Here is a 14,216-nt window from a genome sequence, read left to right as displayed (position 1 = left end):
GCAGGCGCGTAGCGTCAATGAAGTCACTAACCGTACTTTTCGTACGGAGGGGTCCGAATTGCTGCGAGACGTCACCCATCGGTCCCTGGACGGCACGCGCGTGCGGCTCCGCGGCCCGTACGAGCTCGGCCGTCCCACCACCTCGGTCGCCCGGATCGCCGACCGCGGCCGGCTGCACGAGATCTCCAGCGGCACCCGGGAGGACGCCCGCGCGTGGGCGGAGGACATCGGGGTCGCACGCTTCCACCAGGAGTACCGGCTCCAGGGCGGGCGGCTGCGGCTGGGCCGCACCGGCGCCCGCGACGCCGAGACCCGGGTCGCCGACCCAGTGCTCGCCGCGGTCTGGGAGGGACGCCGGCACGCGGTGTTCACGCACCTCTACCACGGGGTCCCGGCCGACGCGATCGAGTTCTTCAACACGCTGAAGCTGCGCGAGCACGACGACGGCGTCACCGCCGAGCCGCGCGGCCGCGCCGCCCGTCCCGACCCCGCCGAGCTGGTCAAGGAGATCCCCGAGCTGGGCCTGCTGGAGATCACCCCGCTGACCGCGCGGACCCGCCGGCGGCTGCCGCCCTGGCGCGGCGCCCGCGTCGGCGACGGCGAGCTGTTCCAGGACACCGTCGAGGGGCAGGGCCCGTACTTCCTGCTCGCCACGCGGGCGCTGCTGGTGACCGTGCTGCCGGACGAGGAGCGGGTGCGCGAGGTCCCGGGGCGCCTCGCCGGGCTGGCGGTCGAGGCGGTCCGGTGACCGGCCTGCTGGCGGGCACCGGCGCGGTGGCCGTACCGCTGGTCCTGCTGGTCTCCCTCGCCGGCCATCTGCGCCGCCCCGGCCTCCTGCGCGCCGCCCTGCGCGCCCAGCGCACGCTGCCGCCGCCGCTGGCCGCCCCGGCGGCCGTCCTCGCGGTGGCGGCCGAGGCGCTCCTCGGCCTCGCCGCCCTGGCCGGCCTGCTGCTCGGCCGGGACGCCGTCCTGCGCCCGGCGCTGGGCCTGGCCGCCGCGCTGCTGGCCCTGTACGCCGGGTACGCCCTGCGCGTCGCGCGGACCCGTCCGGCCGCCCCCTGCGGCTGCGCCGGGGACCTGGCCATCCCGATGACGGTCTGGGTCGCCGCGCGCGCCGCCGCCCTCGCCCTCCTCGCCGCCGCCGGCGCCGCCTGGCCCCCGCCGGGCGAGGGCACCGCGGTGACCGTGCTCGCGGGGCTCGCCTTCGGCGTCCTCCTGTGGACGCTCCCGCGGGCCATGAACGAACCGATCGAGGGGAGAACCGCGGGATGAGCTTCCAGACCAGCGCGCTCCTGCTGTCGTGGGCCGCGATCCTGCTGCTGTCCCTGGTCGTCGCCGGGCTCGTCCGGCAGGTGCACGCGCTCGGCCAGGGGGCCGCCGGGGCGCGGCCCCGGGCGCTCGGCCCGCCGCCCGGCTCGCGCGCGCCCGCGTTCGACCGCCTCGGCCCCGGGCTGCTGCTGTTCCTCGACCGCGACTGCGGCGTGTGCGCGGAGGTCCTGGAGGCGGTCGAGGGCCCGGTCACGGCGGTCTTCTCCGGCCCGGCGCCCGACGGCGCCCCCGCGGGGGCGCTGGCCCACGAGGCGGACGGGCTGTTCGCCGACTACCGGGTGCCCGCGACCCCGTTCGCCGTGATCGTGGACGCGGGCGGCCGGGTCCGCGCGGCCGAGCCGGTGGGCTCGCCGGAGGCCCTGCGCGAGCTGACGGACCCCAGGGTGGATCTGGAGGGAACGCGATGATCGAGCTCGACGACGTGCCGCCGCTGCGCGGCCCCCGCCCGGCCGGCGCCGAGCGCGTCCGCCGCCGCCGCACCCCCGAGGAGGCGCCGCGCGCCCGCGTGGCCCGCCGCAGCGTGCTGTCCGGGATCGCCGCCGCCGGGGCCGCCGCCGGCCTGAACGCGCTCGGCGTCTTCCCGCCCGCCCGCAAGGCCATCGCGGCCGGGTACAGCATGCGCGGCTACTACGACATCTACGGGCGCTGCCCCTCGTACGCCGCCAACCACAACTGCTCCCCCGGCTGCGGGCCCAGCCTGGTCTGCTCGGTCTGCTGCCGGACGAGCGGCAAGTACAAGGGCTTCCACAAGTCCGGCGTCTCGGACCCGGGCCGGTACAAGCTGCGGCCCGGCCAGTGCTACGGCAGCGGCTGGGACGGCTGGCTCTGGTCGTACTCCAAGAGCTGCGGCAGCTGCAAGAAGGGCGTCACCTGGCGCTGCCACGACGGCTGGAAGAAGTCCTCGAAGGGCAACTGGTACAAGACCATCTGCCGCAAGGCCACCTCGTGCCGCAACTAGCGGCGGCCGGGCGGCTGCGCCGGGGCCTCACCGAGCCGCTCCTGCCCGTCGCGGCCCTCGCGCTCCTCGCGGTGGCCGCCGGCGCGCTGGACGCGGCCGTCCTGTGCTGGGCCTCGATCGGCGCGCTGGCGGGCTTCTCGCTCTCCGGCTCCGTTTGAACGCGCAACAGCGAGTCGGTGCTGTTCTCGCCAGGTTGGCGGGCCCACGTACGGCAGGGCGAGGTCCTGGCCGTCTTCACCCTCGGGCTCCTGCTCGGGGGCACCCTGAGCGCGGCGGCCGTCTGGCTGCTGTCCGGCCTCACCGCGCCGGTCCCCGCGCCCGCGCGCACGGCGGCGATCCTGGCCGTCGCCGTACTGGGCGCGGCCCGCGAGTTCGGCCTGGCGCCCATCCCGCTGCCGCAGAACGCCCGCCAGATCCCCCAGGAGGTCCTCCAGTTCCGCATGCGCCGGGGCTCCCTCCAGTTCGGCTTCGAGCTGGGAACGGGCGTCCGCACGTACGTCTCCGCGAGCGCCCCGTACGTCCTGGGCCTGGGCCTCCTGCTCAGCCGCCAGCCCCTCCTCCCGACCCTCCTGGCCGGCGCCGCCTTCGGCCTCGGCCGAGCCCTCAGCGCCGCCCTCACCTACGCCGCCAAGGACCCCCACCGCGACACCGCCGTCGCGCTCCGCCTCCCCTGGATCACCAGGACCGCCGCCCTGACGACTCCCCTCGCCCTGGCCCTCCTTTTCACCCTCTAGTGGTAGCAGCCTTGGTAGGATGAGAAGCATGAGCGAACCTACCGGCAAGTATTCGATCACCATGCCACGAGATATCGCCGAAGCGGCGCGGGAGCGAAGCGGCCCCTCCGGGTTCTCGGCCTACGTGAGTGCGGCGGTCGCACGTCAACTCGAACGAGACAAGCTCGACGAACTCATCGCAGCCGGGGAAGCCGAGAACGGCCCTGTCGACCCGGCCGCCGTCGAGGAGAAGCGAGCGGTGTTCACCCGAGCGCGAGCCGGGCAGAATGCGCAGCCCCGGCAGGACAGGCGGATTGCGTGAGCCTGGCGCCGGCCACGTCCAACGGCACGCTCGTCCTCGACAGCGAAGGATTGGCCAAGGCGGTTCTGCGTGACACCACCGTGAACGAATGGCTGGCAACGGCACGCGAAGAAAACGCACGAGTCGTCACCAGCGCCGCCACTCTGATCGAAGTGGTTCACCCACGAATCAAGATGACAGCCCTGGAGTGGACGCTCTCTCGGGTGAACATCGCCCCGGTCACTGAGTCGATCTCCCGCGATGCCATACGACTACTCCATCAAGCCGGACTCCACGGGCGTAAGTGCGCCATCGATGCCATGGTGGCCGCCACCGCGCACGCAGCACCCCCACCGGTCGTGGTCTTGACCTCCGACCCAGGCGATCTCACGAGGCTGTGCTCAGAACACATCGCCGTGGTGAAGGTTTAAGCCCTCGCCGGTTGCCGCCGACTTGGCCGGGCACCAGAATCCGCTGCTCGCGCACACGTTGCTGGTGGCGTGGTGGTCGTCGCGGCGTTCGTTCCGCTGGCGGCGGGGCTCTACCTGCTGGTCTCGGGGGCCTGGACGGCCGCGGAACGCGCCGTCCTGCACCGGCGGATCGTCGCGGCCGCTTGACGCGGCCCGGCGGGGGCGGTTTCGATGGAAACCGAACCATGTTCGGACGCGGAGGGAGCGGCATGGCGACCAACCTGCGGCACACGGCACCCGGCGAGGCGGACCTCTCGAACCTGGAGTTCTGGGCGCTGCCCCGGCGCGAGCGAGAGCGCGGCTTCGCGCTGCTGCGGGAACGGGACCGGCCGGCGTTCTTCCCCGAGCTGAAACTGCCGTTCATCAAGCACGGACCGGGCTACTACGCGCTGGTCCGGCACGCCGACGTGGTCGAGGCCAGCCGCAACCCCGAGGTGTTCAGCAGCGAGCCGTGCTCCAACAGCATCGCCGACCTGCCCCGGTACCTGGCGCGGTACTTCGGGTCGATGATCAACATGGACGATCCGCGGCACGCCAAGATCCGGCGGATCGTGTCCCGCGCGTTCACCCCGCGGGTGCTGGCCAAGCTGGAGAGCGACCTGCAGGCGACCGCGACCCGGATCGTGGACGACCTGGACGGGCCGGGCGACTTCGTCACCGACGTGGCCGCCCGGCTGCCCGTCCAGGTCATCTGCGACATGATGGGCATCCCCGAGCGGCTCCGGCCGATGGTGTACGAGCGGACGAACATCATCCTCGGCCTGGGCGACCCCGAGTACAGCGGCGGCCGGACCTACGAGCGGGGCATCACCCGCGCGGGCGTCCTGTACGGCCTCACCGCCGTGATGGCCGCCGGGTACGAGCTGAACCACCTGGCGATGAAGCTCGCCCGGCGGCGCCGCCGGGACCCGGGGGACGACCTGGTGTCCGCGCTGGTCCACGCGAACGTGGACGGCGAGTCGCTGACCGACCAGGAGATCGGCTCGTTCTTCATCCTGCTGGTCGTGGCCGGGAACGAGACCACCCGCAACGCGATGTCGCACGGGCTGAAGCTGCTCACCGACGACCCGGAGCAGCGGGCGCTGCTGATGGAGGACTTCGAGGGCCGGATCGGCGGGGCGGTGGAGGAGATCGTCCGGATGGCGACGCCGGTGATCCAGTTCCGCCGCACGGTGACCCGCGAGTACGAGATGAACGGCCAGCTCTACCGGCCGGGCAACAAGGTACTGCTCTTCTACAACTCGGCCAACCGCGACGCGTCGGTGTTCGAGGACCCAGACACGTTCGACATCACGCGCTCGCCCAACCCGCACGTCGGGTTCGGCGGGCCGGGGCCGCACTACTGCCTGGGCGCCAACCTGGCGCGGCGGGAGATCACCGTGATGTTCCGGGAGCTGTTCACGCGGGTCCCGGAGATCCGCGCGGCGGGCCGGCCGGAGCGGCTGTTCTCCAACTTCATCAACGGCATCAAGCACCTGCCGTTCGAGTACTGAGCGCCGAAGGGGAGCCCCCGGCGGCGGGTGCCGCCGGGGGCTCCCGGTGAGCGCCGCGTCAGGCCAGCAGGCCCAGGGATTCGGCCAGGTGCGCGCGGTGGTGGCGCGGCGAGCCCAGCAGCAGCTGGGAGCTCTTGGCGCGCTTGTAGTACAGGTGCGCGTCGTGCTCCCAGGTGAAGCCGATGCCGCCGTGCAGCAGCAGGCTGTCCTTGGCGACCTGGAAGTAGGCGCGCCCCATGTACGACTGCGCAAGCGCCGCCGCGACGGGCAGCTCCTCGGCGCTCTCGTCGGCCGCCCACGCTGCGTACCGCACGACCGACTCGGCCTGCTCCAGCGTGCAGTGCATGTCGGCCAGCTTGTGCTTGACGCCCTGGAACGATCCGACGTACCGGCCGAACTGCACCCGCAGCTTGGCGTACTCGACCATCGCGTCCAGGCAGTGCCGCAGCCCGCCGAGCTGCTCGGCGGCCAGCGCCACCGCGGCCAGCTCCAGCGCCCGCTGCACGCCCTCGCCCGAGCCAATGCGGCGGGCCGGGGTCCCGTCGAGCGACAGCCGGGCCTGCGGCCGGGTCAGGTCGAGGACGGTCAGCGGCGTGCGGGCCAGCCCCTCGGCGCCGGACTCGACCGCGAACAGCCCGCCGTCGGCCACCAGCAGGACCAGGTCGGCGTCCGCGCCGTTCACCACGTGCGGGAGGGTGCCGTCGAGCCGGTCGCCGGCACGGACCGCCGGGGCGGGGCCGTCGCCCGGCACGCTGACCGCGGCGACCGTGGTGCCGGCCGCGATCCCCGGCAGGTACGCCTTGGCGGCCTCCTCGTCGGCAGCCTCCAGCAGGACGTTCGCCGCCAGCACCGCGGACGCGAGGAACGGCGACGGGGTCAGCGCCGCGCCCAGCTCCTCCTGCACGGCCGCGACCTCGGCGTGCCCGGCACCCGCGCCCCCGTACTCCTCGGGGACGGCGAGCCCGGCCAGGCCCAGCTCGCCGCACATCCGCTCCCAGAGGCGGGCGTCGTACGGCTCGTCCGACTCGGCGACCTCACGGACCCGCGCCATCGGCGCCACGTCCGCGAGGAAGGACCGGACCGAGCCCGCCAGTTCCCGCTGGTCGTCGGTGAGGATCAGCTTCACTTGCCCGCCTCCTTCGCCTGGGTGCCGACCTTGAGCTCGCGGAACGGGACGCCGCGGTCCACCTGCGGCTCGCGCGGCAGGCCGAGCACCCGGTCGCCGATGATGTTGCGCATGATCTCGTTGGTGCCGCCGCCCAGCGCCATGCCGGGCGCGAACGCCAGCGCCCGCGCGATCGTGCCGCCGCCCTCCTCGTAGGCGACGGCGTCGGCGCCGAGGATCTCGCTGGCCACGTCCGAGCTGGCCAGGGTCAGCTCGGCGAGCAGCAGCTTGGCGATCGAGCCGCGCGCGCCCGGCTGGATCCCGGCCTTGACCTCCTGGCTGAGCCGGGCGTTGAACAGGTCGAACGCGCGCTCCTGGAGGTAGAGGTCGATGAGCTGCTCGCGTACCGCCGGGTCCTCCAGCAGCCCGCGCTCGCGCGCCGCGGCGGCCATGTTGCCGAACGAGGCGGCCCGCTCGGTCCGGGTCGCGCCCATGCCGATCGAGACGCGCTCGTGCAGCAGCGTGGTGACGGCGGCCGACCAGCCGCCGTTCACCTCGCCGACGACCTGGTCGGGGGCGACCCGCACGTCGTCGAAGAAGATCTCGTTGAAGTGCGAGTCGCCGCTCATGTCGCGCAGCGGCCGGACGGTGACGCCCGGGTCGTGCATGTCGATGATGAACATCGTGATGCCCTGGTGCTTCACCGCGTCCGGGTCGGTGCGGGCGATGAGCAGGCCGTAGTCGGCCTGCCGGGCGACCGACGTCCAGACCTTCTGCCCGTTGACCACCCAGGCGTCGCCGTCCAGGACGGCGCGGGTCTGCAGTGATGCCACGTCCGAGCCGGCGCCCGGCTCGGAGAACATCTGGCACCAGATCTCCTCGCCGCGCAGCAGCGGCCTGATGTAGCGCTTCTTGTGCTCCTCGGTGCCGATCGACAGCAGCGTGGGCCCGCACATGCCCAGGCCGATCCCGAACGGCCCGACCGGCAGCCGGTGGTCGCGCGAGGCCTGCTGGAACGCGCGCTCCTCGGCCGCGCTCAGGCCCTGCCCGCCGTACTCCGACGGCCAGGTGATGCCGGAGTACCCGGCGTCGTAGAGCTCTGCCATGAAGGCACGGCAGGTCGCGAGGTCGGGGTCGCGGGGCAGATCGCTCGCGTTGGCGTCGAGCCAGGCGCGGGCACGGCGCCCGTACTCGTCCAGATCCGTCACGGGGCGGCTCCTCCGAAGACGACGGTGTCAGGGTCCGCTTACGCTAGCGCGCACTGACCCGAATGTCATTCGGTCTCCCGCCCGGCGGCCGGGCGGGTGGGAGCACGGGACGGGCGCTCAGCCGGCCAGGCTGACCGTGACCATGAGCCCTTCCTCCCCCTCCGCCGCGCCCGGCGCCTCCTCTAGCGACAGGTCCGCGATGCGCCCGGCGGCGGCCAGGTCGGCCCGCGCGATGCGCGCGGTGGCCGCGCCCCGGACGGCGGCGTGCGCGACGTCCGCGCGCATCGACGCCCTGGCCTCCGACTTCGCCTTGCGGACCTGGCGCAGCGCCTCGGCGGTGGCCGCCAGGACGCCCGGATCGCCGCCCGCGGGCAGCTCCCCCGCCTCCGGCCAGGACGCCAGGTGGACCGAGCCGTCCCGCCACCAGGACCAGACCTCCTCGGTCACGAACGGCAGGAACGGCGCGAACAGCCGCAGCAGGACCGACAGGGCCGCGCGCAGCGCCGCGCGCGCCGACAGCGCCTCCGGGCCGTCCCCGTACGCGCGGGCCTTGACCAGCTCCAGGTAGTCGTCGCAGAACTCCCAGAAGAAGCGCTCGGCGCGCTCCAGCGCGCGGGTGTGGTCGTACCCCTCAAAGGCCGCGGTCGCCTCGTCCACGACGGTGCCGAGCGCGGCCAGCATCGACAGGTCCAGCGGCTCGGTGACCTGGGCAGCCGGCTCGCCGGTGCCGGCCTCGCCCAGGCCCAGGACGAACTTGGAGGCGTTCAGGATCTTGATGGCCAGCCGCCGGCCGACCTTGATCTGGCCGGTGTCGAACGCGGTGTCGGCGCCCGCCCGCCCGTTCGCCGACCAGTAGCGGACCGCGTCCGAGCCGTACTCCTTCAGCAGCCCGATCGGCGTGACGACGTTGCCCTTCGACTTGGACATCTTCTTGCGGTCCGGGTCGAGGATCCAGCCCGACAGCGCGGTGTCCGTCCACGGCAGCGAGTCGTGCTCCAGGTGCGCGCGAACGACCGTGGAGAACAGCCAGGTGCGGATGATGTCGTGCGCCTGCGGGCGCAGGTCGTACGGGAAGACGCGGGTGAACAGGTCCGGGTCGCGCTCCCAGCCGCCCGCGATCTGCGGCGTCAGCGACGACGTCGCCCAGGTGTCCATGATGTCGGGGTCGCCGATGAAACCGCCCGGCTCGCCCCGCTGGTCCTCGGTGAACCCGGGCGCCGGATCCGACGACGGGTCGACCGGCAGCGCCGCCTCCTGGGGGACGATCGGGTCGTCGTAGAGCGGCTCGCCCGCGGCGTCCAGCCGGTACCAGACCGGGATCGGGACGCCGAAGAACCGCTGCCGGGAGATCAGCCAGTCGCCGTTGAGGCCCTCGACCCAGTTCTCGTACCGGGCCCGCATGTACGGCGGGTGCCAGGCCAGCTCGCCGCCGCGCGCCAGCAGCCGGTCGCGCAGGCCGCGGTCGCGCCCGCCGTTGCGGATGTACCACTGGCGGGTCGTGACGACCTCCAGGGGCTTGCTGCCGTTCTCGTAGAACTTCACCGGCCGGACGATCCTCCGCGGCTCGCCGTCCAGGTCGCCGGACTCGCGCAGCAGCTCGGTGATCCGCTCCTTGGCCGAGAAGACCGTCTTTCCGGCCAGCTCCGCGTACGGTTCGGCGGCGACCCCGGCCGGCGGCTCGGCGGCCAGCCGGCCGTCCCAGCCGATGACCGCCCGGATCGGCAGGTCCAGCTCGCGCCACCAGGTGACGTCGGTGACGTCGCCGAACGTGCAGATCATCGCGATGCCAGTGCCCTTGTCCGGCTCGGCCAGCCGGTGCGCCAGGACGGGGACCTCGGCGCCGAACAGCGGCGTGCGGACCGTCGTGCCGAACAGCTCCCGGTAGCGCTCGTCCTCAGGATGCGCGACGAGCGCGACGCACGCGGGCAGCAGCTCGGGCCGGGTCGTCTCGATGTAGACCGGCCGGTCCTCGCCGTGGAAGCGGAGCTTGTAGAACGCGCCCGGCTGCTCGCGGTCCTCCAGCTCCGCCTGCGCGACCGCCGTGCGGAACGTGACGTCCCAGAGCGTCGGCGCCTCCGCGAGGTACGCCTCGCCGCGCGCCAGGTTGCGCAGGAACGCCCGCTGCGACGCCGTCCGCGACTCCGCGCCGATCGTCGTGTACAGCAGGTTCCAGTCGACCGAGAGGCCGACCCGGCGCCAGGTCTCCTCGAACGCCTTCTCGTCGATCGCGGTGAGCCGCTCGCACAGCTCGATGAAGTTGCGCCTGCTGACCGGGAGCTGCCTCTTGGGGTCCGGCTTCGCCGGCGGCTCGAAGTCCGGGTCGTACGGCAGCGACGGCTCGCACCGGACGCCGAAGTGGTTCTGGACGCGGCGCTCGGTCGGCAGGCCGTTGTCGTCCCAGCCCATCGGGTAGAAGACGGCGCGCCCGCGCATCCGCTGGAACCGGGCGACCGTGTCGGTGTGGGTGTAGGAGAAGACGTGGCCGACGTGCAGGGAGCCGCTGACCGTCGGCGGCGGCGTGTCGATCGAGTAGACCCCGGCCCGCGGCCGGGTGCGGTCGAAGCGGTAGGTGCCCGCTTCCTCCCAGCGGCGTACCCACTTGTCCTCCAGGCCGTCCAGGGAGGGCTTGGGAGGAACGTCGGGCGTACGCGGCTGTGCTGTCATGCGTCAATGCTATTGACAGGGCGGCGCCGCGCACCCGAATAAACCGCCGCATGGCGAAGGTCATCGGCCGGAGGCGGTTCCGGTAGCGTCGGGCACACGGACGACGGAAGGACGATCATGGCGGACAGAGGCGACCTCGGCTGGAAGGTCACGGCCGGCGCCGCGGCCTTCGCGGGCGGTTTCGTCGCCAAGAAGGCGATCTCACTGGCCTGGAAGAAGACCACCGGCAAGGAGCCGCCGACCAACCCCGAGTCCCCGGAGGTCGCGCTCAAGGAGGCGATCGGCTGGGTCGTGGTGATGGGCATCGGCATGGAGGTGGCCCGGCTGCTGGCCACCCGCGCGGCGGCCCGGCAGTGGGCCAAGGGCACGGGCGAACTCCCCTCGCACCTCAAGGCCGAGGTCTGAGCATCCCCGGACGGCGGCGCGCGCGGCCGGTCCCGTGGTCCACGGGGCCGGCCGCTACTTCTTCCTCCCGCCGCGCTTCTGCCGGCCGCCGCGCGCGCCCGGCTCGATCGGGAGGTGCGGGCCCGGCAGCGGGCCCGGCCGGTCCGCGCTGGGCGACAGGTCCCTGCGGACCGCCGCCGCCATGCTCTTGGTCGCGGTGCGGTTGAGCACCGCGCCCGCCGCCGCGCCCGTCAGGAACGGGCCCAGCGTGCTCATGCTGCGGCCCAGCGTCTTCAGCAGCCGCTTGCGCAGCGCCGACTTGGCCGCCGAGCCGAGCGCGCTGGTGAACGAGCCCGTCTCCAGCGGGTTGATGCCGCGCTGCCGGGCCCACGCGGTCAGGAAGGCGGCACCGCGGACGCTGCCCGAGCCCTCCACCCGCACCCCGTACACCTCGTGCAGTTCGGCGATCAGCTTGGTCTCGATCGCGGCGACCACCAGGGTCTCGGCGGCGAGCTGGGCCGGGGCGGTCAGCAGCAGCGGAGGGGCGGTGAACTGCGCTGCGGCCAGCGCGCCGGCGGCGGCGCCGACCGCGGTGGTGCCGTTGCTGGCCACCCGGACGAGGTTGTCGGCCAGCTCCTCGCCGGTGAGGCCGTGGTGGTGCTCGCTGAGCGTCGCCGCGTCGCGGATGGGGATGTGCGGCGCCGCGGCGATCATCAGGTCGGCCAGCCAGCGGCCGCGGGCGACGCCCGCGGCGCCCGCCCGGCGGGCGCTGCGGGCCAGCAGCCGCGACAGCCGCCCGAGCAGGCGGCCGCGCGTGTCGTCGTCCATCCGCTCGGCGGCGGACAGCCGGCCGATCAGCTCACCGATCTCCGCCGACTCGTCCCCCGCCGGCACGATCTCCGCCGACTCGTTCTCGACCGACTTGTTCTCGATCGGTTCGTTCCCGGCCGAACCGTTCTTCGCCAGTTCGTTGCTCGCCGGCTCGCCCTCCGCCGGCGCGTCGTCGTTCCGTGCCACGAGTTCGCCGTCGCGGTCCTCGTGGCGTTCGGTCTCTCCCGTCACCGGCCGCTCCCTGATGACGCCCCCGCGTTAAGGACATCCCGCTTTCGGGACATGCCGTCCTCTACTCAGGGGCACCCTGCCGTTTACGCCACTTTTGCCAGACTCCGGGGTTACCCCGGATCAGGCGGCGCATTCGCGGCAGACGAGCCGGCCGTTCTTCTCGCTGGCCAGCTGGCTGCGGTGGTGCACCAGGAAGCAGCGGCTGCAGGTGAACTCGTCGGCCTGCCGCGGAACGACCCGGAAGGTCAGCTCCTCGTTCGACAGGTCGGCGCCCGGGAGCTCGGCGACCTCGCCGGCGTCCAGGTCCTCGTCGATGATGCTCGCGGCCTTGTCCGCGCGGCGGGCCTGGAGCTCCTGGAGGCTGTCCTCGTTGAGGTCGTCGTCCGTCTTACGTGGGCTGTCGTAGTCGGTCGCCATCTTCTATCTCCATCCCCCTCAGTGCTTTATGCGCCCCGTCGCGCGGATCTAACGCTCGGGGGACCGTTCTTGTGCCCGATCCGGGCGGGAAATTCTGTCACGGGCGGTGGCGTGCGACACACGAGGCGCGACGGGCCCCAGTGGTGACACCGATCACCCGCGACCATCCCCACCTATGTGCCGTATGTCACATATCCGGACGAAGGTCACGACGTTGATCTGGGTCGGAACGCGTGCCGCGGGAAGCCGCGGCGGCGGGGATCATATCGGTCCCGCGCGGCTTGCGCGCGCGGACCGGGCCGTGGTCGGCCAACGGCCGAGATCGATGCCGCGCGAGGCGAACCAGACGCAGCGGTGAAACGTCTGAAGTTACGCGATATCGTGCCCGCCTGACGCTGGACTATCACGCGGGAACACCACTGCGGGTCAATGGAGGGTCGAAATGCCGGATGCCGCTCCGCTGGAGCCAGGCGATCCCCGGGCACTGGGGCAGTTTGAGGTCGTCGGGAGGCTCGGTGCGGGCGGGCAGGGCGCGGTCTTCCTGGGGAAGGCGCCGAACGGCGAGTACGTCGCCGTCAAGCTGCTGCACGCCCAGATGGCCGGCGACCCCGCCGCCCGGGCCCGCTTCGGCCGCGAGGTCGCGGCCGCGCAGAAGGTCGAGCCGTTCTGCACCGCCCGGGTGCTGGAGGCCGACGTCCAGGGCGACCAGCCCTACGTCGTCAGCGAGTTCATCGACGGGCCGTCGCTGCACGACGTGGTCGCGCACAACGGCCCGCTCGGCGCCGCCGAGCTGGAGCGGCTCGCGATCGGCACCGTGACCGCGCTCGCCGCGATCCACGAGGCCGGGATCGTCCACCGCGACTTCAAGCCGAACAATGTCATGCTGGCCTCGGACGGGCCGCGGGTGGTCGACTTCGGCATCGCCCGCACGGTCAACTCCCAGGAGAGCGCGGTCACCGCGACCGGCATGGTCGTCGGCACCCCCGGCTACCTGGCGCCCGAGCAGCTCACCGGCGCGCCGCTGACGCCCGCGGTCGACATCTTCGCGTGGGGCGCGACGATGGTGTTCGCCGGCACCGGCCAGTCGCCGTTCGAGGCCGACACGCTGCCGGTGATCATCAACCGGATCCTGAACGAGGAGCCGGACCTGTCGGCGCTGCCGGCCGGTCCGCTGCGCGACCTGATCGGCCGCTGCCTGTCCAAGGACGCGGGCCTGCGCCCGCCGGCCGCCCAGCTGCTGCTGAACCTGCTCGGCCACGTCGGGGCGGCCCCGGCCAACCCGAACGCGCAGGAGGACCTGCTCAACCAGGGCACCCGGATCGCCGCGCAGATGCCGGCGCCGCCGCGGGTGCCGCAGATGCCGCAGCACACCCCGCCGCCGCAGCCGATCACGCCGCCCCCGATGCCGATGCACCAGGGCGCGCACGGCCCCAGCACGCCGCCGCCGCAGCCGATCACCCCGCCGCCGATGCCCATGTACCAGGGGCAGGGGTCGACGCCGCCGCCGATGCCCATGCAGCAGGGCATGCCGCCGGGGCCGCGGCCGCCGTACCCCCCGGGGTCGCCGGCCCCCCGGAAGTCCTCGTCGAGCGGGCCGCTCATCGCCGGGATCGGCTGCGCCGTCATCGCGGTGCTGGCGGTCGTGGTGCTCATCGTCGCGCTGGCGATCGGCGGCGACGACGACCCCGAGGTCGACCCGTACGAGACGCCGACGTTCCGCTACTCGCCGCCGGCGACCAGCGGCATCACCAGCGGCATCATCGGCACATACCGCGGCACCGGCTACCAGCCCGGCGCCGGGACGGGCCGCACGACCTTCAGCCCGACGTTCTACCTGCTGGGCCGGTCCGGTTCGGCGAGCTACGTCTACAGCGACTCGCAGACCTGCCGGACGCGGCTGACGCTGATCTCCGGCGGCGAGAGCAGCGGCGAGGCCGTCTACCAGGAGACGCCCTACTCCGGCCAGTCGGAGAACGAGTGCGCCGCCGGCTACGTGACGTTCAAGAACATCACCAGCAGCTCGATGCGGTGGGAGTGGCGGGAGAACCAGTCCGACACCACGTACGACGCGTTCGGCACCGTCAGCAAGAGCTGACCCCGGCCCGTACCGGC

At 73.1% G+C, this 14,216-nt stretch carries 16 protein-coding genes; 11 read left to right on the top strand and 5 right to left on the bottom strand.

Annotated features, from left to right (window positions below):
- Positions 1–58 precede the first annotated feature (58 nt).
- The 9 genes from AB0881_RS32915 (at position 59) to AB0881_RS32875 (ending at position 5,264) form a co-directional block, all read left to right on the top strand.
- Positions 59–748 carry a hypothetical protein gene (locus AB0881_RS32915; RefSeq protein ID WP_366623293.1) on the top strand — a complete coding sequence of 230 codons (690 nt, stop codon included), beginning with the start codon at positions 59–61 and terminating at the stop codon, positions 746–748.
- Entirely contained in the window at positions 745–1,272 is a 528-nt protein-coding gene (locus AB0881_RS32910) for a MauE/DoxX family redox-associated membrane protein (protein ID WP_366623291.1), read from the top strand. The genes AB0881_RS32915 and AB0881_RS32910 overlap by 4 nt, the downstream gene beginning before the upstream one ends.
- A complete protein-coding gene (locus AB0881_RS32905; protein ID WP_366623289.1) occupies positions 1,269–1,736 on the top strand; it encodes a hypothetical protein in 468 nt (155 codons plus the stop codon). Before AB0881_RS32910 ends, AB0881_RS32905 begins: the two co-directional genes overlap by 4 nt.
- The gene (locus tag AB0881_RS32900) at positions 1,733–2,287 is read left to right on the top strand and encodes a hypothetical protein (RefSeq protein ID WP_366623287.1); all 555 of its coding nucleotides are present in this window, start codon (positions 1,733–1,735) and stop codon (positions 2,285–2,287) included. Before AB0881_RS32905 ends, AB0881_RS32900 begins: the two co-directional genes overlap by 4 nt.
- A complete protein-coding gene (locus AB0881_RS32895; protein WP_366623285.1) occupies positions 2,275–2,445 on the top strand; it encodes a hypothetical protein in 171 nt (56 codons plus the stop codon). Before AB0881_RS32900 ends, AB0881_RS32895 begins: the two co-directional genes overlap by 13 nt.
- An 18-nt stretch (positions 2,446–2,463) precedes the next feature.
- A complete protein-coding gene (locus AB0881_RS32890) occupies positions 2,464–3,021 on the top strand; it encodes a hypothetical protein (protein WP_366623283.1) in 558 nt (185 codons plus the stop codon).
- A gap of 28 nt (positions 3,022–3,049) precedes the next feature.
- Positions 3,050–3,322, top strand: coding sequence for a CopG family transcriptional regulator (locus AB0881_RS32885; RefSeq protein ID WP_366623281.1), 273 nt, complete (start codon positions 3,050–3,052; stop codon positions 3,320–3,322).
- Complete coding sequence (locus tag AB0881_RS32880) at positions 3,319–3,732, top strand: PIN domain-containing protein (RefSeq protein WP_366623280.1); 414 nt, start codon at positions 3,319–3,321, stop codon at positions 3,730–3,732. The genes AB0881_RS32885 and AB0881_RS32880 overlap by 4 nt, the downstream gene beginning before the upstream one ends.
- 248 nt (positions 3,733–3,980) lie before the next feature.
- Complete coding sequence (locus tag AB0881_RS32875) at positions 3,981–5,264, top strand: cytochrome P450 (protein WP_366623278.1); 1,284 nt, start codon at positions 3,981–3,983, stop codon at positions 5,262–5,264.
- Positions 5,265–5,322: 58 nt separating this feature from the next.
- On the opposite strand, the gene AB0881_RS32870 is transcribed toward AB0881_RS32875, so the two are convergent.
- From AB0881_RS32870 to valS, 3 genes are all read right to left on the bottom strand, one after another.
- The gene (locus AB0881_RS32870; protein WP_366623276.1) at positions 5,323–6,390 is read right to left on the bottom strand and encodes an acyl-CoA dehydrogenase family protein; all 1,068 of its coding nucleotides are present in this window, start codon (positions 6,388–6,390) and stop codon (positions 5,323–5,325) included.
- Positions 6,387–7,577, bottom strand: coding sequence for an acyl-CoA dehydrogenase family protein (locus tag AB0881_RS32865; protein WP_366623274.1), 1,191 nt, complete (start codon positions 7,575–7,577; stop codon positions 6,387–6,389). Before AB0881_RS32865 ends, AB0881_RS32870 begins: the two co-directional genes overlap by 4 nt.
- A 117-nt stretch (positions 7,578–7,694) precedes the next feature.
- Entirely contained in the window at positions 7,695–10,241 is a 2,547-nt protein-coding gene (gene valS / locus AB0881_RS32860; RefSeq protein WP_366623272.1) for a valine--tRNA ligase, read from the bottom strand.
- A 117-nt stretch (positions 10,242–10,358) separates the two neighbouring features.
- Between valS and AB0881_RS32855 the strand changes: the two genes are divergently transcribed.
- Entirely contained in the window at positions 10,359–10,646 is a 288-nt protein-coding gene (locus AB0881_RS32855) for a DUF4235 domain-containing protein (protein ID WP_366623270.1), read from the top strand.
- A 54-nt stretch (positions 10,647–10,700) separates the two neighbouring features.
- Here AB0881_RS32855 and AB0881_RS32850 read toward each other — a convergent pair whose 3' ends face one another.
- Together AB0881_RS32850 and AB0881_RS32845 are read right to left on the bottom strand one after the other, a co-directional pair.
- Positions 10,701–11,522, bottom strand: a complete 822-nt coding sequence (locus AB0881_RS32850) for a hypothetical protein (RefSeq protein WP_366623315.1) — start codon at positions 11,520–11,522, stop codon at positions 10,701–10,703.
- A gap of 285 nt (positions 11,523–11,807) precedes the next feature.
- Positions 11,808–12,104 carry a DUF4193 domain-containing protein gene (locus AB0881_RS32845; RefSeq protein ID WP_366623268.1) on the bottom strand — a complete coding sequence of 99 codons (297 nt, stop codon included), beginning with the start codon at positions 12,102–12,104 and terminating at the stop codon, positions 11,808–11,810.
- Positions 12,105–12,546: 442 nt separating this feature from the next.
- Here AB0881_RS32845 and AB0881_RS32840 point away from each other — a divergent pair, with 442 nt between their 5' ends.
- A complete protein-coding gene (locus AB0881_RS32840) occupies positions 12,547–14,199 on the top strand; it encodes a serine/threonine-protein kinase (RefSeq protein ID WP_366623266.1) in 1,653 nt (550 codons plus the stop codon).
- Positions 14,200–14,216: the final 17 nt, after the last annotated feature.

The sequence above is a fragment of the Spirillospora sp. NPDC029432 genome, from assembly GCF_040703975.1.
Classification (GTDB): Bacteria; Actinomycetota; Actinomycetes; order Streptosporangiales; family Streptosporangiaceae; genus Spirillospora.
Note: the sequence above shows the minus strand (reverse complement) of the source record. Positions and strands in the feature narration are given on the sequence as shown.